The sequence below is a fragment of the Duganella sp. S19_KUP01_CR8 genome, from assembly GCF_036688705.1.
In the GTDB taxonomy this organism is placed as follows: Bacteria; Pseudomonadota; Gammaproteobacteria; order Burkholderiales; family Burkholderiaceae_D; genus Rugamonas.
The window spans coordinates 31,766-55,246 of sequence record NZ_JAQQPR010000038.1 but is presented as its reverse complement, the minus strand read 5'-3'; the positions used below and the strand labels follow the sequence as shown (position 1 = coordinate 55,246).

The 23,481-nt window shown below is 65.9% G+C and carries 21 protein-coding genes; 5 read left to right on the top strand and 16 right to left on the bottom strand.

Annotated elements, in window-relative coordinates; all coding sequences use genetic code 11:
• From V6M89_RS27615 to V6M89_RS27570, 10 genes are all read right to left on the bottom strand, one after another.
• Positions 1-1,131: helix-turn-helix domain-containing protein (locus V6M89_RS27615; RefSeq protein WP_332856222.1), on the bottom strand; the 1,131-nt coding region annotated here is incomplete at its 3' end.
• Positions 1,132-1,176: 45 nt separating this feature from the next.
• Positions 1,177-2,082 (bottom strand): alpha/beta hydrolase, encoded by a 906-nt coding sequence (locus V6M89_RS27610; protein ID WP_332856221.1) that lies wholly within the window; start codon positions 2,080-2,082, stop codon positions 1,177-1,179.
• 137 nt (positions 2,083-2,219) lie between these two features.
• On the bottom strand, positions 2,220-4,655 hold the full coding sequence (locus V6M89_RS27605; protein ID WP_332856220.1) for a TonB-dependent receptor plug domain-containing protein: 2,436 nt from the start codon (positions 4,653-4,655) through the stop codon (positions 2,220-2,222).
• A gap of 45 nt (positions 4,656-4,700) precedes the next feature.
• Positions 4,701-5,228, bottom strand: a complete 528-nt coding sequence (locus V6M89_RS27600; protein ID WP_332856219.1) for a RidA family protein — start codon at positions 5,226-5,228, stop codon at positions 4,701-4,703.
• Positions 5,229-5,239: 11 nt separating this feature from the next.
• Positions 5,240-5,659, bottom strand: a complete 420-nt coding sequence (locus V6M89_RS27595; RefSeq protein WP_332856218.1) for a c-type cytochrome — start codon at positions 5,657-5,659, stop codon at positions 5,240-5,242.
• A complete protein-coding gene (locus V6M89_RS27590; RefSeq protein ID WP_332856217.1) occupies positions 5,656-7,263 on the bottom strand; it encodes a flavin monoamine oxidase family protein in 1,608 nt (535 codons plus the stop codon). The genes V6M89_RS27595 and V6M89_RS27590 overlap by 4 nt, the downstream gene beginning before the upstream one ends.
• A 279-nt stretch (positions 7,264-7,542) precedes the next feature.
• Positions 7,543-9,369, bottom strand: coding sequence for a Mu transposase C-terminal domain-containing protein (locus V6M89_RS27585; protein ID WP_332856216.1), 1,827 nt, complete (start codon positions 9,367-9,369; stop codon positions 7,543-7,545).
• 279 nt (positions 9,370-9,648) lie between these two features.
• Positions 9,649-11,916 carry a DEAD/DEAH box helicase gene (locus tag V6M89_RS27580; RefSeq protein ID WP_332856215.1) on the bottom strand — a complete coding sequence of 756 codons (2,268 nt, stop codon included), beginning with the start codon at positions 11,914-11,916 and terminating at the stop codon, positions 9,649-9,651.
• 226 nt (positions 11,917-12,142) lie between these two features.
• Entirely contained in the window at positions 12,143-12,388 is a 246-nt protein-coding gene (locus V6M89_RS27575; protein ID WP_332856214.1) for a hypothetical protein, read from the bottom strand.
• A 48-nt stretch (positions 12,389-12,436) separates the two neighbouring features.
• Positions 12,437-12,736, bottom strand: coding sequence for a hypothetical protein (locus V6M89_RS27570; protein ID WP_332856213.1), 300 nt, complete (start codon positions 12,734-12,736; stop codon positions 12,437-12,439).
• A 411-nt stretch (positions 12,737-13,147) separates the two neighbouring features.
• On the opposite strand from V6M89_RS27570, the gene V6M89_RS27565 reads away from it, so the two are divergent.
• The gene (locus tag V6M89_RS27565; RefSeq protein ID WP_332856212.1) at positions 13,148-13,660 is read left to right on the top strand and encodes a hypothetical protein; all 513 of its coding nucleotides are present in this window, start codon (positions 13,148-13,150) and stop codon (positions 13,658-13,660) included.
• A 40-nt stretch (positions 13,661-13,700) separates the two neighbouring features.
• Here the strand turns inward: V6M89_RS27565 and V6M89_RS27560 are convergent, their stop codons facing one another.
• The 3 genes from V6M89_RS27560 to V6M89_RS27550 all read right to left on the bottom strand — a co-directional run bounded on the left by V6M89_RS27560 (position 13,701) and on the right by V6M89_RS27550 (position 15,205).
• Positions 13,701-13,946, bottom strand: coding sequence for a hypothetical protein (locus tag V6M89_RS27560; RefSeq protein ID WP_116992640.1), 246 nt, complete (start codon positions 13,944-13,946; stop codon positions 13,701-13,703).
• Between the two features lie 39 nt (positions 13,947-13,985).
• Entirely contained in the window at positions 13,986-14,255 is a 270-nt protein-coding gene (locus V6M89_RS27555) for a hypothetical protein (protein ID WP_332856211.1), read from the bottom strand.
• Between the two features lie 143 nt (positions 14,256-14,398).
• Positions 14,399-15,205, bottom strand: a complete 807-nt coding sequence (locus V6M89_RS27550) for an SDR family oxidoreductase (protein ID WP_332856210.1) — start codon at positions 15,203-15,205, stop codon at positions 14,399-14,401.
• An 85-nt stretch (positions 15,206-15,290) separates the two neighbouring features.
• Between V6M89_RS27550 and V6M89_RS27545 the strand changes: the two genes are divergently transcribed.
• The gene (locus tag V6M89_RS27545; RefSeq protein ID WP_332856209.1) at positions 15,291-16,919 is read left to right on the top strand and encodes a M28 family peptidase; all 1,629 of its coding nucleotides are present in this window, start codon (positions 15,291-15,293) and stop codon (positions 16,917-16,919) included.
• 58 nt (positions 16,920-16,977) lie between these two features.
• Complete coding sequence (locus V6M89_RS27540) at positions 16,978-17,676, top strand: dienelactone hydrolase family protein (protein ID WP_332856208.1); 699 nt, start codon at positions 16,978-16,980, stop codon at positions 17,674-17,676.
• On the opposite strand, the gene V6M89_RS27535 is transcribed toward V6M89_RS27540, so the two are convergent.
• Positions 17,673-18,176: a hypothetical protein gene (locus V6M89_RS27535; protein ID WP_332856207.1), complete on the bottom strand. Its 504-nt coding sequence runs from the start codon at positions 18,174-18,176 to the stop codon at positions 17,673-17,675. The two genes, V6M89_RS27540 and V6M89_RS27535, sit on opposite strands and share 4 nt — an antisense overlap.
• Positions 18,177-18,305: 129 nt before the next feature.
• Between V6M89_RS27535 and V6M89_RS27530 the strand changes: the two genes are divergently transcribed.
• Positions 18,306-18,749, top strand: coding sequence for a thioesterase family protein (locus tag V6M89_RS27530; RefSeq protein ID WP_332856206.1), 444 nt, complete (start codon positions 18,306-18,308; stop codon positions 18,747-18,749).
• Between the two features lie 14 nt (positions 18,750-18,763).
• Here the strand turns inward: V6M89_RS27530 and V6M89_RS27525 are convergent, their stop codons facing one another.
• Entirely contained in the window at positions 18,764-19,255 is a 492-nt protein-coding gene (locus tag V6M89_RS27525; protein WP_332856205.1) for a DUF3016 domain-containing protein, read from the bottom strand.
• Positions 19,256-19,484: 229 nt separating this feature from the next.
• On the opposite strand from V6M89_RS27525, the gene V6M89_RS27520 reads away from it, so the two are divergent.
• A complete protein-coding gene (locus tag V6M89_RS27520) occupies positions 19,485-21,407 on the top strand; it encodes a PhoX family protein (RefSeq protein WP_332856204.1) in 1,923 nt (640 codons plus the stop codon).
• 44 nt (positions 21,408-21,451) lie between these two features.
• On the opposite strand, the gene V6M89_RS27515 is transcribed toward V6M89_RS27520, so the two are convergent.
• Positions 21,452-23,410, bottom strand: a complete 1,959-nt coding sequence (locus V6M89_RS27515; protein WP_332856203.1) for an acyltransferase family protein — start codon at positions 23,408-23,410, stop codon at positions 21,452-21,454.
• Between the last annotated feature and the right edge of the window lie 71 nt (positions 23,411-23,481).

Genomic DNA, 23,481 nt, shown 5'->3' with positions numbered 1-23,481 from the left:
GATCGGCCGCGCGCGGCCGGCCGCTTCCAGCTCGGCCAGCGCGCGCTGCACGGTGCGCTGGCTGGCGTCCATCGCCAGCGCCAGCGCGGAGGTCGACCACGCCGCGCCGTCGGCCAGCAACGCCAGCAGCGCGCCCTGCTCGCCGTCGATGGGCGGCGCCAGCACGGCCACCTCGCCCGCGCCCAGCGGCTTGAGCGCGAAGCCGCAGGCGGTGGCCTCGATGGTCGCCTGGGACTTGACCAGCGCGCGCAGGCGGCCGATCTCGACCCGCAGGCGGGCGCGGTGGGTGTCGTCGGGGTCGCGGGTGTTGAAGGCGGAGGCGATCAGGGCTACACGGGCGATGTCGCCGGGCCAGGCCTCGGCCAGCGCGCGCGCCAATGCGAACAGCACCGGCCGCCGCGCCAGCGGGCGCCACTCGGCGCCGGTGCCCACGCCACGGCGGCAGGCGTCGACCACCAGCGTGTCGGAGGCCAGCAGCGCGGCCACCTGGTCCAGGCGCAGCATCTGTTCGGCGCCGGCGGCCAGGCGGCGGGCGGCGGGACGGCCGAAGGCGTTGCGTGCCTCCTCCACCTCGGCCAGCAATGCCGGGATGCCGGCGCGCGCGGCCGCCGCCTGTGCGCGCTCCAGCGCCGAGCGGGCCGGCGCGATGCGCAGGGAACGCAGCGCCAGTTCCGCCGCCGCCAGCTCGGCCACCGCCTCCAGCGCCGGCGGCAGGCCGCGCGCGTCGAGCAGCGCCAACGCCGATCCAGCTTCGTCCAGGCGGCCCAGCAACAGCAAGCGGCGCACCGCGATCAGGCGCGCATGCAGCGCGTTGGCGCGGTCGGCGTGGGCCTCCAGCGTGGCCAGCGCCGCCGTCAATGCGCGCGGCGAGCCGGCGAAATCGCGCACCGCCAACGCCACCTCGGCCTCGGCGATCACGCAGCGGGCGCGCGACAATTCTTCGTGGAAGCCGAAGCCGCGCGCGGCGCGGCGCAGCAGTTCGCGCGCCCGCCCGTGCTCGCCCAGCTGGGCCATGGCGATGCCGCGCAGGGCCAAGGCCGGCGGGTCGTCGCGCAGGGCGACGCGTTTGAGGGCGCCGAGCGCATCACCGGCTGCGAGGGCGCGCGCGGAGGCGGCGATCAGGGAATCCATGGCGACAGCATACACCGGCGCGTTGTAACGGCGCCGGCCCGGCGCTCACCGCGGCGGCAGGTCCAGCGCCTTGCGGATCTGCGCCGAGACGATGGTCCAAGACGGCGACGTGGCGGCCACTTCGTCGTAATGGCTGCCACCCGGCAGCACGATCACCTCGGCGTGGTCGCCGGCCGCCTGGGCCCGGCGCGCATAGTCGTGGCCCGCGCGCAACGGCGAGACGGTGTCGAACTCGCCGTGGATCAGCAGCGTGCGCACGCCGGACGGCAACAGCTCGGCCGGCGAAGTGTCCGAGAAAATATCCGGCCGCGCGGCGCTGGCGCTGCCGGCCAGCTGCGCCATGTCGCGCTCGCAGCTGGTCTTGATCAGTTTTTCCTCGTTGCGCAAGTCGGCCAGGCCGCCCAGACTGATGACGGTGGGGACCGGCAGCGGATCGGCCACGTACAGCGGACTGCTGCGCGGCAGGCGCGCGCGCGAGGCGGCCCACTGCGCCAGGTGGCCACCGGCCGAATGCCCGACCAGCACGATGCGCGACAAGTCCAGCCGCCGCTGCGGCGCCAATACGCGCAAGTGGTCGAGCGCCGTGGCGACGTCGTGGTACATGCCGGGATAGCCGCCGCCCGCCTCGTCGAAGCGGCGATACTCGATATTCCAGACCGCGACGCCCTGCCGCTGCAGGTCGCCGGCCATATTGTGCATCTGCGTGATGCCGCCGAATTCCTTGGTCCAGCAGCCGCCGTGGACGATCACCGCGACCGGGAACGGGCCGTCGCCGGCCGGTTGGAACAGCTCCGCGAACTGCGACGGCGCCGCGCCATAAGCCACGTGCAGCGTCGGCGCGGGACCACTCAGCGCCAGGTAATCCTGCAAAGTCATGGGTGCCGCACCGGCGCCGCCTACATTACCCGCGACAGCCGCCGCCAGCAGCTTCCTGCCCATAGTTTTCAACATGCGTGCGCTCCGTTTGACGATGTCGCCATGCTACACGCAAAAAAACCGGGGTCAAGTCTGACATTCGGACACGAACCCTGCCGTAGTCGTCGCTACGGCAGGGTTCGTGTCCGATTGTCAGACTTGACCCCAGGGGTTTAGAACTTGTAGTTGGCGCGGACGTAGTAGTAGCCGCCGTTGATGCCGAACGGCGAGAACGATGGCAGCACGTTCACCGCCGCGTTGTCGCCGGCCGCGCGCTGGTCGGCCAGCAGCAAGGGGTTCACGCCGTCCGGGTACTTGTTGAACAGGTTGTTGGCGCCCACCGCCACCGACCACGCGGGACTGATCTTGTAGCCGACTTCCAAGTCGGTGATCGCCTTGGCCGAGATTTCGGTCAGGTGATACACCGAACCGTCCTCGCTGCCGTACTCCGACGATTTGCCGTAGATCGCTTCGCGCAGGTTGATGGTCCAGGCGCCGATCTTCCACAGCGCGCCCAGGTTGATGCGCACTTTCGGCGAGGCGGTTTCCAGGTCGGAGATGGCGGTCTTGTCGAGCAGCGTTTGCGGCAGCAGCTGGGCCGGCGCCTGGTTGATCTTGGTGACTTCAACCTTGTTGTAGTTGGCCGCCACCGACCAGTCCACCTTGCCCGCCGTGCCGTAGCTTTGGTTCAGCGTGGCGACGAACTCCAAGCCCCGGCTGCGGGTGTCAACCGCGTTGGAGAAGATGTTGATGCCGGTCTGGCTGACGGTGCTGTCGAGCACATTGCCGTTGGCCTTGATCGCCGCCACCACCGCCGGCGAGTTGACCGATCCGCCCGAGCCGTACAAGGCGCCGGAACCGACGATGCGGTCGCGGATCTTGATCTGGTAGGCGTCCAGCGTGATGGCCAGGTTGGCGGCCGGGTTCAGCACCAGGCCCAGGCTGAAGTTGGTCGAACGTTCGGGCTTCAAGCCATCCACGCCCACCAGCTTGGCGCCGGCCGAATTCGGCGCCAGCTGCACGAAGGCGGTGGTCGGGCCGACGTTGGTGGCCGAGTAGTATTCCTCGGCCAGGGTCGGCGCGCGGAAGCCGTTGCTGAAGGTGCCGCGCACGCCCAGCACCGGCGAGACGTCGTAGCGCGCCGTGAACTTGCCGACCTTGGCGTTGCCGAAGTCGGAGAAGTGCTCGTAGCGGGCCGCCAGGTCCAGCGTCAGGTCGGTGACCGGATTGCCGGCCAGGTCGATGTAGGCCGCTTCGTTGGTGCGGCGGTGGCTGCCGGCGTCGGTCAGCGAGAAGCCAGGATAGGACTGCGAACCTTCCTTGTAGCGCGAGGCGGCGTCGCCCGCTTCGATCTCGTACTTGTCGATGCGGTGTTCAAGGCCGGCCGCCACGTTCAGCGGCTTGGCCCAGCCGACCGCGAACTCGCGGCTCGCTTCCAGCGATGTGGTCAGCTGGCTGGCGATGAAGGAACCGGCGCGGAACACGGTCGGCGTGGTGCCGGTGTCGTTGAACAGCGAGACGTTGCCCGAATCGGCGACGCCGATCTTGCTGGTGTCCTTGCCGTAGGTGGTGCTCAGGTCCATATTCCAGCCGGCCACCACGCCCTTGACGCCGCCGGTCAGCGCGTAGTCGTCCTGCTTCATGGTTTCCTTCGGCGAGAAGCCGGTCGGATAGACCTTCGGCAGGCGGCTCGGCAGACGGTAGTTCTCGTAGGCGCGCGCTTCCTTGTGGCCCCAGGTGGCGATGGCGTACAGCTGGCTGTCCGGCGCGAAGTCGTAGCCGAAGTTGGCCGCCAGGACGTTCAGGTGGTATTGCGCGTCGCCCGAGATGTGGTTGACGTGCGGGTAGCCGGCCTGCTGGAACATGCCTGGATACGCCGCCATGTTGGCGGCGGTGATCACGCGTGGATCGATGCCGCCACGGTCGCTGTAGCCGTGGTACTTGGATTCGGCGGTCAGGCTCAGGTAGGCGTCCTTGAACGGTTCGACGCCGATGTTGGCCGAGGCGTCGCCGGTGCGGCCGCCGCCGTCGGAATAGCCGCCGCCGGTGGCGCTGGCGGTGCCGCCATGATTGTTCGATTTGAGGATGATGTTGATCACGCCGGCGATGGCGTCGGAGCCGTATTGGGCGGCGGCGCCGTCCTGCAGCACTTCGATGTGGTCGATCGCGGATACCGGGATGTAGTTCAGGTCAGCCGCCGCGCCGCCCTGGTATGGCCCGCCCAGCACGGCCAGGTTGGCGGTGCCGTGGCGGCGTTTGCCGTTGATTAGCACCAGCGTGTTGTTCGGGCTCAGGCCGCGCAGGCGGGCCGACAGCGTCAGGTTGGCGGTGTCGCCGCCGAAGGCCTGCGCCGTGAACGACGGCAGGTTCTGCGCCAGCGCCTGGATCAGGTCCGGCTGGCCGGTGCGTTGCAGGGAGGCCGCGTCCAGCACCTGGATCGGCGAGGCGCTGTTCTCCACCTTGATGCCGCTGGAGCGGGTGCCGGTGACGATCACCGCGCTGACGGTGGCGTCGTCGGCTGCTGCCGCCGCATCGGCGGCGTAGACGGAACCCATCGACAGGGTGGACAACACGGCGGCGACGCCGGTCTTGAGTATGGCCTTATGCATAGTGAATCCCCATTGAATAAAAAAGAAAGTAAGACCTGACGCGTATTATTTTTTTGCGGCGACGACTTCGATTTCCACCAGCCAGCCCGGATTGCTCAGGGCCGCCACCTGCACCACGGCGCGCGCCGGCAGCTTGGTCTGCGTGCCGCCGAAGTGCTGGGTGTAGGCTTCCATGAAGCCCTTGGTGTCGGCCTTGCCGCCCTTGGCCGGATCGCCGACCAGGTAGACGGTCATCTTGACCACGTCCGTCATGTCGAGCTTCATGCTCTCCAGGACTTCCTTGATCTTCTTCAGCACCGATTCGGACTGGGTTTTGGTGTCGCCAAAGGCGGCCAGTGAATCCGGCGCGGCGCTGGCGTCGGCGATGGCGGGCACCTGGCCGCTGACGAAGTGGATGGCGGCGGTGGAAGGCACTGTGACGGCCAGCGCGATCGGGAAGTCCGAGCCGGGGATCTTGTAGCGGACGATGTCGGCAGCGGCGGCCTTGGGGGCCGCCTTGGGGGCCGCATTGGCAGCGACCGGCATGAGCGCCAGTGCGGCCGGAATCAACAGGGAAGCGATTGCTTTGTTCATGCGTTCTTCTTTCAGTGTTTGTTGGACATCTGGCCGTTACTAAAATGGTCGACTTGCAGCACATCGCGCAGCGCCAGCACTTCGGGCTCGCTCAGCGGCGCAGCCTTGTTGCCCCAGTTGCTGCGCACGAAACTGAGAATGGTGGCGATCTCCTGGTCGCTCAGGCTGTCGCTGAAGTCCGGCATGCCGCCGCGCCCTTTCAGCAGCACCGTGGCGACCTCCGTCCCCTTCCCCTGCACGAACTTGTTCCCCGCCAGCGCCGGGAAGGCGCCCGGTATCCCTTTGCCGCTGGCCTGATGGCACGCCGCGCAGTTCTTCATGAACAGCGCCTTGCCATCCGCCGCCGCGTCCTGCGCGCGCGATGGCGCCGTGGCGCCGGCCGCCAGTACGGCGATGACCACCATCGCCGCCTTGATCAATACCTCCTTCATGCGCTGGCCCTTTCATGGATCTTGGCGATCTGCTGCCACGCCGATTCGATGGCACCGGCCTGCCAGCCGGTCAGGTAGCTCAGGTGCTCGCCGGCCAGCAGCACGCGGCCCTCGCCTTCCACCAGGATTGGATAAGCGGCGGCGCGGGTCTTGTCGGTCCACTCGGCCCAGCCGCCCAGGTTGTACTGCACGCGGTGCCAGGCGACCGAGAACGCGCTCTCGAAGTTCTCCGTGTACTGCGGGAAGATCTTCTGCCCCGCCTCCAGCGCGAAGGCGGCGCGCTCCTTCGGCGACAGCGCGCTGGTCTCGATCGCCGCCGTCTGGTACTGGTAATAACCGAGCAGCACGCCCTTCTTCTTTTGCCAGCCGTAGGACGGCATCGAGATGGTGTTGATGCCTTTGAGGTCGGTGAGCACATGGCCGCCGTACAGGTGCTCGTCCTCCTCCCAGAAGCGGCGCTTCATCTGCAGGCCGATCTTGCCGACCGGCGCGTAGGCCACCGTGGCGACGGCCTTCTTGAACTTGTCCGAGAAATCGGTATCGATCTGGCGCAGCACCGACAGCGGCATCGCCACCAGGCAGTAGTCGGCGGCGATGCTGCCGCTTTTTCCGGTGCCGGTGTCCTTGTAGGTGACCGTGACGCCCTTGTCGTTCTGGCGGATGGTCTGCACTTCCGAGCGGTAGCGGATGTTCTTGCCGACGCGCTTTTCAAACGCCTTGGCGATGGCGTCCATGCCGCCGACCGGCTGGAACATGGTGTTCTGCATCGGGAAGTCCTGCACCGCGCTGTAGACGTTGCCCAGCTTGGAGGCCAGCAGGTCCTTGAAGCCCAGCGGGTCGGACGGCGTGCCCGCTCCCGGAACGATGCCGGCGCCGGGGTTGACGGCGAAGCCGCGGCCGCTGCGCCCCTTGTATTGCAGGTCGGCGCCGGCCAGCTGGCCTTCGTGCGCCAGGTAGTCCAGCAGCAGGCGCTGGTCGTCGGCCGTCAGTTCGGCATCCAGCTGCTTGCTCTTGACCGACTTGGCCAGCAGCTCGGAGACGTGGCCGCGCATGTCGGCCTTGATCTCGGCCACCCGCATGCGCTTGCCGGCGTAGGGGCCGGCGTTTTCCGAGTAGACGAAGGAATGGTCGTTATCGTTGACCATGACTTCCAGCGGCACCTCGAACAGCCGCGTGTAGTGCAGCGTCGACTGGTGGTGCAGCGGGATGCGCCACGGGCCGTGGTTGATGTACTGGCCGTCGTCGAATTCGCAGGTCTGCTTTTCGCCGCCAAGCTCGGTCAGGCTGAAGCCCTTGCGCGCGGTCTGGCAGCGGCCGCCGGCGAACGAGCGCGCTTCGAGGATCTGGCAGTGGTAGCCCAGCTTCCCCAGCTCGTAGGCGGCGGTCATGCCGGCCAGGCCGGCGCCCAGTATCAGCACCTTCTTGCCTTTGCCGCTGCCGCTCAGCGCCGGCGGCGCGGAGGCGGTCGAGCCTATGCCCATGCCCCAGGCGTTCATGGTGTTCAACAGCAGGCCGGTGCCGCCGACCGCCGCAGCCCGATACAGGAAATCCCTCCGCGTTAATGCACTAAACGATTTAAACGATTTGACTGTTTTACTATTCATCGATTTCCTCTCGTGACTTGCGAATCCATAGTCCTCATCTAGCAATCGCCGTGCCACAACGCCAAGCAAAATAAACTTGCTTCATCGTTGAAGCGAGCCTTATGGAATAAGGCGATCCGCCATCCTTGAATGCACTTCCATCGACAGACTTTATTTGCGGCGCATCCGGCGCAAGGAACGGAAAAAATGGCGCGACGCACCAGCGGGAGGCGTGCACCGAAATGGCGGAAAGTGGCATGCACGGCGCTGGACAGCGCCGTGTGCTATCGGTTTTGAAAATCAGTTAGCGAAGCTGGCGTAAGCGTGCGTAGTGCTACGTAGGGGTGTGGCGGAGACGGTTTGGATGGGGTGTGGCAGGTAGGCGATTTCCGCCGCGGCGAGGTGGCGCTGCGCGCTGCTGCTGTCGGCCATGTGGCAGGCGTGGAATTGCATGGGCGCGCCGGCGTCCAGCAAATAAATCATGTCCATGTCGGCCGGATCGTAGGCGACGCGCACCTGCCACTGCCCGCGCTGGCGCGCGCGCTCGAACCAGCGCTCGTTGATGGCGCGCGCGCAGGTGTAGACGCTGTCGAACAGCACGATGCCGTCGGCGGTGACGGTGGCCTGCGTGGCAGGCATCAGGCTGCAGCGCAGCAGCTGTTCCGGATAGGTCTTCAGGCTGCCGCCACGCTCGGCGACGCCCCACTCCCACAGTTCGCGCGGCGTGGCATGGCCGTGGTTGGGCAAGCGGCGGCTATTGTTGTGGTAGAGGATGGCGTCGATGACGATGCGGGTGAACTGGTCCAGATCGAGCACGCCGTCCAGCCGGCAGGCCGTGCCGGCGTCGCCCGGCGCCAGCAGCAGGAAGCGTTTTTCCAGCACGGCCTTCCATTCGTCCGGGCCGTCGCCGGCGTCGGTGCAGCGCAGGTTGAAGTTGTTGAGCAGTGTTTCGCACTGGGCGCCGCCGCTCAGGGCGACGTTGGTGGCCAGGGTTTCCGGCAGGTGGCGGCTGGGCCACTGTCCGGCATCGATGGCGCGGCCGTATTGCTGGCTGTAGCGCTGCTTGTCGGCGCCGCAGTTGGCTAGCGCGAGCATCGCGTGCTGCCAGCTGGGCGCGCCCAGGCCGATGTAGACACCGGCCACCATGCGGCTGAAGACATCGACCACCACGTACACCAGCGGCCGTCCTATGGCCTGCTGGCGGTCGGCGCGCGAGACCAGCTGCACTTCGGCGCGCACCACGTCCAGGTAGAAGCCTGCGCCGGGCCGGCCAGACAGCGCCGCAGCGTCGACGGCCTGTTGGCTGGCGGCCCGCGAGCCGCGCGCTGCGGCGGCGGCGCTGCGGCGCGCCACTTCCGGCGGCCGGTCGTCGTCGTGATCGAGCCAGTAGTTGAACTGGCCGAAGGTCGGCAGCGCGGCTGGCTGCGCGCCGGACGTCGCCAGCACGCGGCCGCTGTCGGCGTCGACGCGGCGACCGCCGAAGAAGTCGGCCAGCATCTGCTGGTAGGCGCCCAGCCGCGAGAACCTGGCGTGGCCGGCCGCGTAGTGCGCGATGGCGACCCGGAAGGTGCGGCGGATTTCCTCGTCGGCGTTCATGCCGGGACCATCGTCGGCGCCGTTCTTGCGCGGCCTGCCGCGCTTGATGCCGGCCGAGGCCTGGCGCACCTTGCCGCGCCCACCGGAGTTGCAGTAGTCCGGCAGCAGCGCGTTGGGCGTCTGGCCGCGCTGCCAGTAGCGACGCAGGTAGCGGTAGATGGTGGGATGCGAGACGCCGTGCGTGGCGGTGGCCTGCGCGATCAGCTGGCCGCGCTGGCGCGCCTCGTAGATGCCCGGCTCCAGCGCCACCAGCGCTTCGACGATCTGCCACGCGCGGGCGCGCAGTTGCAGGTGCTTGGGCGGCAGCAGCTCCTGGCTGACCACCATCAGGTAGGGATCGGCCGCCAGCACCCGTGCATGACCGGCGTGGATGTCGGCGTGCAGCGCCGGCAGCGTCACCAGTTCGACGTCGGCCGACCGCGCCGCCACGTCGAACACGTAGGCGTGGCTTTGCTCGGGGGCGATCCACAGGACGCGGACTGTGCGCGGAGACGGGTGCGTGTAGTGCAGCAGGTCATTCCGCAACAGCATCGGCGCCTCGTATGCGGGAGTGTAGAAACAATGCGGTCATTCCGTGCTCCTTGCTCAACGACTTGTCGGTTTATCCCATCCTCAATGCAATAAGCGGGCCAGAAGGCGACAGGCGCGCCCGCTCCTATGAAAACGATACCAATCGGGCCTTCCCGGCATGCCGCGCCCGGCGTGGTTTTGGTGCGCCAGCGACGCCGGGCGCACCGTGCGCGTGCAGGCGGCCCATATGAAAACAGGGCCTTGCGGCCCTGTGGTGTGAAACGATCTACGACTTAGTGATCAATATTTTTTCTTGAACGTGCCCTTGGCGCCCGGCGCCGGCTTCTTGGGCGGGGTCGCCTTGCCGGATTCCGGCGGCATGCGCTCGGCGTGGCTGATCTTCAGCTGCGCGCCGCCGACCCATACTTTGCCCAGATGCTTGAACAGTTCCGGCGGCATCCCGTCCGGCAGCTCCAGCATGCTGTAGGTGTCGAAGATCTCGATGCGGCCGATATGCTTGGCTTCCAGGCCAGCCTCGTTGGCGATGGCGCCGACGATGTTGGACGGCGTGGCCGCATGGTTGCTGCCCACTTCGATGCGGAAGGCGCTCATCGGCAGGGTGACCTTGCCTGGCTTTTCCTTTTTCTTCTTCGGAGCGGCTTCCTCTTCCACTTCAGCCGATTCCACGCGCGCGGCCTTGGCCAGCGGCGAAGCTGCCGGAGCGGCCGACGGTGCAGGGCGGGCGGCGGCCGGCGCGCGCGGCGGTACCGGACGGGCCGCAACCGGCGCTGGCGCCGACGACGGTGCGCCCTCGCCGTTATCGCGGCTGATGCGCAGCTGCTGGCCGGCTACCTTGATGCCGGCCAGGTGATCGAGCACGTCGCCGGCCAGGTTGTCCGGCATATCGAGCACGCTGTAGTCGTCGTAGATCTCGATGCGGCCGATGTTCTTGGAGTCGATGCCGCCTTCGTTGGCGATGGCGCCGACGATATTGCCCGGCTTGACGCCGTGCTGGTAGCCCACTTCAATGCGGAAGGTCTGCATGCCAGGATCGGCGGCGCGCACGATGCGTTCCTTTTTCGGGAAACGCTCGCTGCGGTCCGGACGTTCACCGCGGTCGGCACGCTCGAAACGGTCGCCGCGATCGCCACGGTCGCCACGATCATTGCGGTCGTTGCGCTCGAAGCCGACTTGACGGCCCGGACGCTCGTCCCAGGTGGCGGCGGCCACTTGCTGTTTTTTGTCCAGCAGCAGCGGCACGTCGCCGCGCGCCATCTTGGCCAGCGCGGCGGCGATTTCGACCGCCGGGATGTTCTGTTCGCGCTCGAAGTCCTCGATCAGCGACTGGAACTGTTCCAGCTCGCCCTGGGCCAGGGTTTCGCTGATCTGCGACTTGAACTTGGCGATGCGGACGTCGTTGACGGCCTGGATGGTCGGCAGCTCCAGCATGCCGATCGGCTGGCGGGTGGCGCGCTCGATCGATTTGAGCAAGTTCTTTTCGCGCGGGGTGATGAACAGGATCGCCTCGCCGCTGCGGCCGGCGCGGCCGGTACGGCCGATGCGGTGGGTGTAGCTTTCCGGATCGTGCGGCACGTCGTAGTTGACCACGTGGCTGATGCGCTCCACGTCCAGGCCGCGCGCGGCGACGTCGGTCGCCACCAGAATGTCGATCTTGCCGTCCTTGAGCTGCTGGATGGTGCGCTCGCGCTGCTGCTGCTGAACGTCGCCGTTGATGGCGGCGGCGGAGAAGCCGCGCGCCTGCAGCTTGCTGGCCAGTTCCTCGGTACCGAGCTTGGTGCGCGAGAAGATGATCATGCCGTCGAAGTTCTCGGCTTCCAGGATGCGGGTCAGCGCGTCCAGCTTGTGCATGCCGGACACCAGCCAGTAGCGCTGGCGGATGTTCTCGGCGGTGCCGGTCTTGGCGGCGACCGTGATTTCCTTCGGATTGCGCAGGTAGGTGTTGGCGATGCGGCGGATGGCCGACGGCATGGTCGCCGAGAACAGCGCGGTCTGGCGCGTTTCGGGGGTCTCCTGCAGGATGCGTTCGACGTCGTCGATGAAGCCCATGCGCAGCATTTCATCGGCTTCGTCCAGCACCAGCGTTTTCAGCTTGGACAGGTCGAGCGAACCTTTGTCCAGGTGATCGATGACGCGGCCCGGCGTGCCGACGACGACGTGCACGCCGCGGCGCAGCGCCGACAGCTGCGGGCCGTAGCTTTGGCCGCCGTAGATCGGCAGCACGTGGAAGCCGGGGATATGCGCGGCGTAGGTCTGGAAGGCTTCGGCGACCTGGATCGCCAGTTCGCGCGTCGGCGCCAGCACCAGCGCCTGCGGCGTGGTCTGTTTGATATCGATACGCGACAGGATAGGCAGCGCGAAGGCGGCGGTTTTACCCGTACCCGTTTGCGCCTGGCCCAGGACGTCCTGGTTGTCCAGCAGCGACGGGATGGTCGCGGCCTGGATAGGCGACGGCGACTCGTAGCCGACATCTTTCAGCGCTTGAATCAAGGGCGCGCTGAGGTTCAGGTCGGTGAAAAGGGTAATCGGGGAGGTTGGGGTTTCAGACATGGCGTCACTCACAAGTATGTTCGAATCGCCTAATTGCGAAAGAAATTTGTGCGTAGTTTACTCTCTATCGACACTTTGAGCCGAAAAATGGACAAAAACCGCCATTTACAGGCAAAAGCGCGACATCCGACGCCCAAAAAAAGGGACAGGCCTGAGCCTGTCCCTTTTTCTTGCGCCGCCCAGGCCAGAGGTCCGGGGCGGCACGTCCTGCGCTAGCGGATGCGACTTATTTGCTGGCTGCTGGAGCCGATGCTGCCGGCGCCGGGGTCGAAGCTGCCGGTGCCGATGCCGCCGGTGCGCTGGCGGCTTTGACTGCCTTGGCCTTCTTGTGATGCACTTTCTTGGCCGGTGCGCTGGCCGCTGGAGCCGGGGTCGATGCGGCGACGGTTGCGGAGGCCGAAGCCGCTGGAGCTTGAGCGAATGCGGCGCCTGCGAACAGGGTGGCGATCAGGGTAGCGATTACTTTTTTCATGATGTGATTTCCTTAAAATGGTTTATATAGTCTATATAATTACTTGAATTACTTGGCTGCTGCGACTTTGGTGTCGGCTTTGATTTCTGCTTTCGCATCGGCGACTGGCGCTGCGACTTTGGATTCTTTGACCTTGTGATGGACTTTGGTTTTCGCGGTCTTCACTTCGGCTTTGGCTTCGGTTTTGACTTCTGCGGTTTTGACTTCAGCGGCTTTCACTTCAGCCTTCGCTTCGGTTTTCACCACGGCTGGCTTGGCGGCTGGAGCGGTGGTGGCGGCGACTGGCGCTTGTGCGAATGCTGCGGTAGCGAACAGGCCGGCGATCAGGGAAGCGATAATTTTGGTCATGATGTATTTCCTTTTTCTGGGTTTCGGCATCGGGACTATCCCGTGTCGCATGAGCAAAAAACGGCGCAGCCGCCCGATCAGTTGACGCCCATTACAACCTCTTACCGACTCTTACACTCGCTTACAACTCGCGGCGCCAGGCCGTTGGCATGCACAGGGCGGGTCCTGTTTTTTTCGCTTTTACTAAAACACGATAACCACTACTACCTAGCGCTAACTATCGATATTTCGTACGGCTCCGCACTATTTTTGGAACTAAAAGCCACTAACCGCCTCTAACGAATACAGGCCGAAAATATAGCGGCATTTAGTATTCAGCACGGCATTTTTAGTAAGTGTTAGCGCACTGTAGTACAGGTCAGTAGTGGTTAGCAGCGCTTAGTAAAAACCGATTTTAGGGGAGCCCCCACCATGCCCAGGTATAGCCTCCAATTTCCGATTCGCGTACCCGACGATGTGCTGGTCGAGTTGGGCGAATTCACCGGCCATTTCTGGTCGGATTCTCTGCACCTGGAGCCCTTCGTTATCGAGGCAATTCGCAACTACATCAACCCCGCGCCGCCGGCCCCGCAGCAGCCGGCTGCGGCGTCCGAGGCGGGATACCAATGGAAACAGGTCTTCCTTCCAGAGGGAACACAGTTGCGCGCCAGCTTCGACCGCCAGCAGTATTTCGCCACAGTGAAGGGGGCGGAAATCAAATACGGCGAGCACGCGGTATCGCCGTCCTGCTTTGCGAATCTGTACGGCAGCGGCAACCGCAATGCCTGGAAAGCCATCTGGCTGCGCCTTCCCGGCAGCGACGAATGGCTGATGGCCGAGGTCTGCCGGTCGGCGCGGAAAGCGGCGATAGCGCGTTTACATGGGGACAACAACAACTTCCCGGAAATCCGCGATGAACCCCAAAAAAAATGCCGCCCAGTGTGAACTGGGCGGCATTCGGGCCGAAGCCGTACTGCGTCGTGGATTACTTGCTGGCTGCTGGAGCCGATGCTGCTGGTGCCGGAGTCGATGCTGCCGGTGCGCTGGCGGCTTTGACTGCCTTGGCCTTCTTGTGATGCACTTTCTTGGCCGGTGCGCTGGCCGCTGGCGCCGATGCCGCTGGAGCCGGGGTCGATGCGGCGACGGTTGCGGAGGCCGAAGCGGCTGGAGCTTGAGCAAATGCGGCGCCTGCGAACAGGGTGGCGATCAGGGTAGCGATTACTTTTTTCATGATGTGATTTCCTTTAAACGATTTATATAGTTTATTTAATTACTTGGCTGCGGCCACTGGCGCGGCAACCTTGGTTTCTACTTTCGCAGCGGCGACTGGCGCTGCGACCTTGGATTCTTTTGCCTTGTGATGGACTTTGGCTTCGGTTTTGACTTCTGCGGTTTTCACTTCAGTCTTCACTTCAGCCTTCGCTTCGGTTTTCACCACGGCTGGCTTGGCGGCCGGCGCGGTGGTGGCGGCGACTGGCGCTTGTGCGAATGCTGCGGTAGCGAACAGGCCGGCGATCAGGGAAGCGATAATTTTGGTCATGATGTATTTCCTCTTTCTAGGTTTCGGCATCGGGACAATCCCGTGTCGCATGAGCAAAAAACGGCGCAGCCATCCGATCAGTTGACGCCCATTACAAGCTCTTACCGACTCTTACACTCGCTTACAACTCGCCGCAAACACCCTCAATGTGGCTTCACGTCATCCTTCAGCGCCGCCAGCGCCATGCGCTCCACCAGTCCCGGCGCGATCAGCTTCATCCACCGTCCAAGCTTGCCCTTGGCCGACATCACCACCTCGCGCCGGCGCGCCTGCATGCCGTCGACGATCAGCCGCGCGCATTCCTCCACCGGCATCGCCTTGTCCTCTTTCAGGCTGCTGCTGCCCAGCGCCCCGCCGGCCGCGTTGTAGCCGCGATAGCGGATCTGCGTCGCCACCACGCCCGGATAGGCGATCGTCACGCTCACGCCGGCCGCCTTCAATTCAGCGCGCAAGGCCTCGAAGAAGCCGCTCATGGCGAACTTGCTGGCGCCGTAGGCGGTGCGCCCCGGCACCCCGACCAGCCCGGCCAGCGACGACACCGCGACGATGCTGCCGCGCGACTGCTTCAAATAAGGCAGCGCCGCATGGGTGCACCACACGCTGCCCCACAGGTTGATCTTCATGAGCTCTTCGTACCAGGCCAGGTTGTCGACCTCCTCGAACAGCGCGTGCGCCGAGCGGCCGGCGTTGTTGATCAGCGCATCGACGCGGCCGAAGCGCGCCACGCAGGCCGCCACCAGCGCCGTGCACTGCGCCTGCACCGAGACGTCGGTCGACGCCACCAGCGTCTGCGCACCGGCCGCCGCACAATCGGCGGCCACCTGCTCCAGCGCCGCCGCGTTGCGCGCCGCCAGCACCAGCGCCACGCCGCCGCCATGGCTGCGCGCCAGCTGGCGCGCCATCTCGGCGCCGATGCCGTCCGAACTGCCGGTGATGATGATGACTTTCATGGCTCTCCTTTATTTGGGCAAATAATTTTGACAAGTGCAGTAAGATAGCCCGCTTCTGCACCGAATCACACAAAACGGAGTAAATATGCGTCTTCCAGCCTTCGCAATCGCCGCCGGTCTTGGCCTGGCTTCCCTCCACGCCGCCGCCCAGGAAGCGCCGGTGCTGACGGAAGCGCCGCTGCGCGCCCACCTGTCCTTCCTGGCCGACGACCTGTTCGAAGGCCGCGGCACCGGCCAGCGCGGCGGCGACCTCGCGGTGCGCTACCTGGAAACCCAGGCCGCCGTCATCGGCCTCAAGCCGCTGGCCGGCGGCGGCTACCGCATGCCGGTCAAGATCGAGGGCACCAAGCTGCTGGCCAACAGCCTCGTGCGGTTCGACGCCAACGGCAAGAGCATCACCCCGCAAAACGGCAGCGAGATCGTGTTCGGCACCGCCGGCGGCAAGGCCGACACCATCATCGACGCGCCGCTGGTGTTCGTCGGCTACGGCGCCATCGCGCCGGAAGAGAAATGGGACGACTACAAGGGCGTCGACATGAAGGGCAAGATCCTGGTCATGATGGTCAACGATCCCCAGCCCACCGCCGCGGAGCCGAACCGCTTCGCCGGCAAGGCCTACACCTACTACGGCCGCTGGCTGTACAAATACGAGGAGGCGGTGCGCCAGGGCGCGGCCGGCGTGCTGCTGATCCACACCACGCCTTCCGCCTCGTACCCGTGGAGCGTGCCGGCCAACGGTTTCAGTCACGAACGCTTCCACCTGGCCGGCGCCGGCAATCCGGTCGAGGGCTGGCTGCAGGAGGACACCGCGCGCGCGCTGTTCGCCGCCGCCGGCTTCGACCTGGACGCGCTGCGCGCCCGGGCCGAGACCCGCGAGTTCCGCCCGGTCGACCTGAAGACCAGCGTACACGCCGAAATCCACAGCGCGATCCGCCAGATCGAGCAGTTCAACGTGGCCGGCATCGTGCCCGGCACCGATGCCAAACTGAAGGCGCAGGCGGTGGTCTACTCGGCCCACTGGGACCACCTGGGCATGGACGAAGGCGTGCGCCGCGACGACCGCAGCGACCATATCTGGAACGGCGCCATCGACAACGCCTCCGGCGCCGCCGCGCTGCTGGCGATGGCGGCCGAAGCGGTCAAGCATCCGACCAGGCGCACCCAGGTCTTCCTGTGGCCGGCCGCCGAGGAACAAGGCCTGCTGGGCAGCGCCGCCTACGTGCAGAAACCGGCCTGGCCGCTGGCGCAGACCACGGCCGACCTCAATCTGGACAGCATGAACTTCGTCGGCCCCACGCGCGACATCGGCGTCGCCGGCGCAGAGCGCAGCAGCCTGTACGAGGCGGCCGGCGTGGTGGCGCGCAGAATGGGGCTGAAGCTGGCGCCGGCCATCCCCGACCTGTCCGGCGCCTACTTCCGCGCCGACCACTTCAACTTCGCCAAGGCCGGCGTGCCGGCGTTTAACGTCGGCTCGGCGGTGTTCTCCGGCGACGGCCACTTCGAGTTCGTCAAGGACCCGGTCAAGTCGGCCGCGCGCCTGGTCGCGTTCAAGAAGGACTACCACCAGGTCAGCGACGAATACCACGCCGACTGGGACTTGTCGGGCATGGTGCAGCAGGCGCAGTTCACGCTCAACCTGGGCTACGCGGTCGGCAACGCACCGGCCATGCAGAGCTGGAAGGCGGGCGACGCCTTCGGCAAGGTCAAACGCTAAGCCGTAAAAAAAGGTAGGATGGCCGCTCCGCCCCCATTCACCACGCACAAGGAGCACCATGGAAACCAACAGCCACTGGATCGATATCGCCACCGCCGACGGCAGCTTCGGCGCCTACGTCTCGCTGCCGCGCGGCGGCAAGGGGCCGGGCATCGTGCTGCTGCAGGAGATCTTCGGCGTCAACCAGCACATCCGCAACGTCGCCGACCAGTACGCGGCCGACGGCTACGTGGTGATCGCGCCGGACCTGTTCTGGCGCCAGGGTGCGCGCATCGAACTGGCTTACGACGACGCGAGCTGGAAGCGCGCCGTCGAGCTGATGAACGCCAACGACTTCGCGCTGGCGCAGGCCGACATCGCCGCCACCGTCAAGGCGCTGCGGGCGACCGACGGCGTCGGCGACAAGATCGCCAGCATCGGCTACTGCTACGGCGGCCGCCTGTCCTACCACACGGCCGCCAACGGCCTGGTGGACGCGGCGGTGTGCTACTACGGCGGCGGCATCCACAACGCGCTGGAGCGCGCCGGCCAGGTCACGGTGCCGATGCTGATGCACTTCGGCGGCGCCGACAGCCACATCCCGCCGGCCGCCGTGCAAAGCATCGCCGAGCGCTTCGAGGACAACGAGCAGGTCGAGATCCACATCTACCCGGGGGCCGAGCACGGCTTCAACTGCAACCATCGCGCGTCCTACCACCAGCGCGCCGCCGCCCAGGCGCACGGCAACACGCTGCTGTTCCTCGGCGAGCAGCTCTAGGCCGCCGCCGCCGGGCGCGTTTCGCGCGGCCGGTTCAGCCGGCGCAGCTGGTAGCTGGTGCCGGCCACGCACAGCAGCAACAGCAGGCCGGTGGCGATCTTCAGCTCCGGCGCCTCGGCGTCCGCCAATAGCGGGCTGCCCAGCGGCAGCCTGGTGCTGGTCTCGGTGATGGCCGGGATCATGTGGAACAAAAACGTGATCGAATACGCGCACACCGACACCGCCTCCGAGCGCGCGCCGAACTTGCCGCGGTCGGCCCACCACGCCAGCCCCAGCGTCAGCAGCGTGATGACGCCCAGCGCATGCGGCTTGCCGAAGCCGCCGTGGGCGAAGATGCCGAAGCCGGTCAGGCAGGTCAGGATGGTGGTGTAGACGTACACCTTGCCGGTGCGGCTGGCCGGGTCGATGCGGCCGTAGCGAGCGAACGCGGCCACGCCGGCCGCCACGGCGACCAGGCTGATCAGGGTGTGAATGACGCCGAGCTGGGTGAGACCATACATGGAATGTCCTTTCAAAGTTGGCACTCAGTTGCCACTTTGATAGTACTCGCTATTGCCGGCCCGGTCCTATCCCGAAAGGGCCAGGCGCCGCCTGCGTTAGAATGCGTGGATCGATACAGAGGTGAGCACATGGCCCGTTTGAAACTGGACTTCCCGGAAGACCAATACTACTTTTCCACCCAGCTGACGGTGCGCGTGACCGACATCAACGGCGCCAACCACCTGGGCAACGACTCGATGATCTCGATGATCTCCGAGGCGCGCGCCCGCTTCCTGTACGACTTCGGCGTGCCGGAAACCGGCAGCGACGGCCTTGGTATCATCGTCACCGACCTGGCCACCACCTACAAGGCCGAAGCCCACGCGCGCGACCAGCTGCTGTTCGAGATCGGCGTGATGGACTTCAACGCCTACGGCGGCGACATCACCTTCCGCGTGACCCGCCCCAAGGACGGCAAGCTGGTGGCGATGGCCAAGTCCGGCTTCGTCTTCTTCAACTACAAAACCAGCCAGGTGACGCCGATGGCGCCGGAATTCCTGGCCAAGTTCCCCAAGGTCAACCGCCTCGACTGAGGCGAGGCCTCAGCTCAGCGCTTGGCCACCTTCGGCACGATGACCTTGTTGAACCAGTCGTCCAGCATCTGCTTTTCATAGCGCAGCGTGTCGCCGTCGTTGTAGCGGCTGATGCCCTGCATGTAGTTCATGTTCGACAGCTGCTCGTCGCCGCTGCGCAGCGTCTTGCCGTCCTGCTCCAGCGTGTAGCGCAGGTGCATGCGCGGCCAGTCGGCGCCGCCGTTCATGACGCGGATGTCCTCGCCGCCGTTACGGCGCGGCCACATGCGGCCCGCCAGGTCGATATCCAGCACTTCGATCTTCAGGTTCTGGCCGGCCGGCAGTTTCTTGCTCAGGGTGGCGAAATAATCGCTGAAATCCTTCAGCACGCGTTCGCGGTCGACGCCGTTGCGCGGCACGTCGGCGAAGTCGTCCGGCTTGACGTAGCTGACGCTGACGTCGGCCCAGGCGGCGCTGGCCAGCAGCGCCAGTGCGGCCGCCAGCATGGTACGGGTAAGTCCTCGCATTTGCTTCTCCTTCACGGTTGATGCTTTCAATATAGCCCGTTTCGCCGTCGCGAGCCCGCGCTGAATTGCTTTGTTACCGGATTTACTTTACCTGCCGTTTGTCGCCATGTCACGCCCCTGTCATATCAAATCACTACTATTGCGCCCGTCGAGGTGAAGCCACCGCCTCGCATGATGCCGCGCCCGGCGCCGCACATGGAATGGCCACTATTACAACAGGATTTTTCCCATGACCGAGTCGCTCGATCTGTCCCGCCGCAGCATCCTCAAATTCTTGTCCAGCGCGCCGCTGCTGCCGCTGGCCGGCGGCAGCGCCACCGCCGCCCTGCTGGCCGCCTGCGGCGGCGGCGACACCGCCGCGCAAGCGCCGCAGCTGCTGTCGGTGACCTTCACCGGCATGGCCGCGCCGTCGCTGAGCGACGCCGCCGCCATGGCCACCACCACGGTCGGCTCGACGCTGAACATGACCTACTCCGACGGCAAGACCCAGCCTTATTCGCTGGCCTACCAGACCTTCTTCATCACCGGCGCCAAAGTGTCCAACGGCAGCGGCGGCACCGTGCTGGCCGGCGGCTACTACGACATCAACAACCAGCCCATCGTCGACAAGACCGACGCCGCCCAGCGCCAGTTCTTCTCCGACTGCCCGGATGGCACCTCGCTGCTCAAGCTGGCCGCGCCGACCGTGCCTGGCATCAAGGGCAACACCGTGTTCGCCGTGGTGCAGTTCGAATACGCTACCCGCAACGTCAAGGGCGACTCGATGTACGGCATGCTGCCGTCGCCGATCGCCGTGCTGACCCTGGACCAGGACAAGACCACCGGCGCGCTGACCCTGGTCAAGTACCACAACGTCAACACCAGCGGCGTCAACGGCCTGTGGATCACCTGCGGCGCCAGCCGCTCGCCGTGGAACACCCACCTGTCGAGCGAAGAGTACGAGCCGGACGCGACCAGCATCGCCAGCAACACCCAGTTCGCCAACTTCAGCACCAACCTGTACGGCGACGCCACCAAGGCCAACCCATACCACTACGGCCACATGCCGGAAATCACCGTCAACCCGGACGGTACCGGCAGCGTCAAGAAGCACTACTGCATGGGCCGCATCTCGCACGAGCTGGTGCAGGTGATGCCGGACGAGCGCACCGCGCTGATGGGCGACGACGCCACCAACGGCGGCCTGTTCATGTTCGTCGCCGACAAGGCGCAGGACCTGTCGAGCGGCACCCTGTACGTCGCCAAATGGACCCAGAAGACCGCCGAAAACGGCGGTTCGGCCACGCTGTCGTGGATCAAGCTGGGCAGCGCCACCAGCGCCGAGATCAAGGCCCTGGCCGACACCCTGAAGGCGGCCGACATCCTCAGCGTCAAGACCACCGACCCGACCGACGCCACGTACACCAAGATCCCGTTCAGCGGCAAGAGCAACTGGATCAAGATCGTGCCGGGCAAGGAAAAGGCCGCGGCCTTCCTGGAAACCCACCGCTACGCCGCGCTCAAAGGCGGCAGCCTGGGCTTCACCAAGATGGAAGGCACGACCGTCAACGCCAAGGACAAGATCGCCTACTCGGCGATGAGCTACATCAACGGCGCCATGAAGGACGGCTCCGGCGGCATCAAGATCCAGGGTCCGAGCGCCGGCATCGTGTACGCGCTGAACCTGAAGGCCGGCCAGGTGGACGACACCGGCGCCGCCATCAACAGCGAATGGGTGCCGGTTGACATGGCCGCCGTGCCGGCGCTGGTGGGCGAGGACCTGGCCAAGCCTGATGCACTGGGCAACCTGGCCAACCCGGACAAGATCGCCAATCCGGACAACATCAAGTTCTCGGAAAAACTGCGCACGCTGTTCATCGGCGAAGACAGCGGCATGCACGTCAACAATTTCCTGTGGGCGTACAACGTCGACACCAAGGCGCTGACGCGCCTGCTGTCGACCCCGGCCGGCGCCGAGTCGACCGGCCTGCACGCGGTCGATGACATGAACGGCTTCGCCTACATCATGAGCAACTTCCAGCATCCAGGCGACTGGGACTCGGCGCTGCACAGCAAGGTGCAGACGACGCTGGACCCGCTGATCCGCGCCAACTACCGCGACCGCTTCGGCGCCGCCGTCGGCTACCTGACCGGCCTGCCGACCCTGAGCTAAGCCGTTGAACTAGTTACCCCAGCTGTCCCGGCCCGCAACGAGCGTCACGCTCCTTGCGGGCTTTTTTCATGGCGCGGCAATACAGCGTCCAGCGCCGGCCTGCCGTTGCGGGCCAGGTACTGGGCACCGAACAGGCTCAGGTGATTGATGTCGGCGTACAGGATGCGCTCGCCGTCCAGGGTCTTGCAGACCTTGCCGGGACATAGCACCGGGAACGGGTCGAACACCGCCACCTGGTGCTGCGCCAGCAGCGGCAGCATGCGGAGCCGGTAGCCGCCATCGTTGTCCATCGCGGTCGCGGTCGGCACGTCGCACAGTCGTTTCGTGGTTAGCGTAATCGGCCGCGCGATGCACGCGCGCGGCTTGCTGCCGGTCGGCGGCGCCAGCAGCACCACCACCTGCAAGCCGCGCGCCTGGTACTGCGCCACCGTGCGGGCGAACGCCTGGTCGAAGGAGGCGGCGGTCTCGACCTGCGGCCCCAGCTCCTGGTGGTCGACATAAGCCGGCCAGTGTCCCGCCAGAATCACGGTGCGCAGCGACGGCGTGCGTTGCAGATAGCCGGCCACGGCCTGGCTGAAGGCGCGGCAGTCCGGCCGCCCGTAGTCGGCCAGCACCGGGCAGCCGCCCATGCCGATCTGCACGAAGCGCCCATCGCCGCCGTCACGCGCATGCTCGGCCAGCATGGGCGCGTAGGCGTTCGAGAAGCTGTCGCCGACCAGCAGGGTATCGGGCGCCAGCGCGCCGGCGTTGCCGGCATTGCACCAGCCGCCGTCGTAGCCTGTGCCCAGCATGGGCTGGCAGCTTTGCTTGTACGGATAGTCGAAACGGTTGAGGCTGTTGCGCAGCTGCGCCGTTTGCACCCCCGCCCGTCCCAGCTCGACCGGATGCAGGCCGAGGCCGGCCAGGCAGGCCAGCGCCACGCCCAGCAGCACCGTCTTGCGCGCGCCGTGGCCACCGTAGCGCAGCGGCTGTTCCACCAGCCGCCAGGTCAGCCAGGCCAGCACGAAACTCATGCTCACGGCCGCATTGCGTTCGCCGATCGGCAGCTCGTCGAGGATGCGCGAGAACGCCAGCAGCGGCCAGTGCCATAAATACAGCGGATAGCTGATCTTGCCGATCCAGCGCAGCGGCCGGCTGCCGAGTAGATGGCGGTTGATCAGCGCCTGTGGTCCGGCCATGATCAGCAGCACGCCGCCCAGCACCGGCAGCAGCGCCCACCAGCCGGGATAGGCCTGCGCCTTGCTCAAGCCGGTGGCGCTGCCGAGCAGCAGCGCCAGGCCGGCGAGCGCGCACAGGTTGCCGCCCAGCGCAGCGAACCGCGGCGCCGGTCCAGCGCGCCACTGCGCCTGCGCCAGCAGCGCGCCGGCCAGCAACTCCCACAGTCGCGTCTGCGGCAAGAAAAAGGTGCGGGCCGGATGGGCGTCAACCCCGGCCACGTTCAGCCCGAACGACAACAGCGCTACCCCGCCGACCACGGCGGCCAGGTTCCAGCCGCGCCGCCAGACGGCCCAGACCAGCACCGGAAACACCAGGTAGAACTGTTCCTCGACGGCCAGCGACCACAGATGCATCAGCGGCTTGAACTCGGCGGCATTGTCGAAATAGCCGGACTCGCGATACAGCGCCAGGTTTTGCACGAAACCGGCGCTGGCCGCGGTATGGCGCGCCAGCTGAGCGAATTCGTCGTCCAGCAGCGCCACCGCGCCGAAGCCGTAGCACGCCGCCAGCACCAGTACCAGCGCCGGAAAGATGCGCCGTATGCGGTGGCCGTAAAAGCTGGCGAAGCTGAAAGCGTCATGCTGCAGACCTCGGTAAATGATGAGGGAGATCAGATAACCGGAAATGACAAAGAAAACGTCGACGCCGACAAAGCCGCCGCGCAGCTTGTCGGGAAAGGCGTGATAGAACACCACCGCCAGTACCGCCAGGGCGCGCAGCCCGTCGATGTCGGGGCGGTAAGGCAATGCGGCGTGGGCGGGGCGGACCGTGGAAATGACAGACATCTATTGGAGTTACCAGTGGGAAAGTTTCTATTTTACATTTATTTACATCCCCCCTCTCGGCGGCGGCGGCG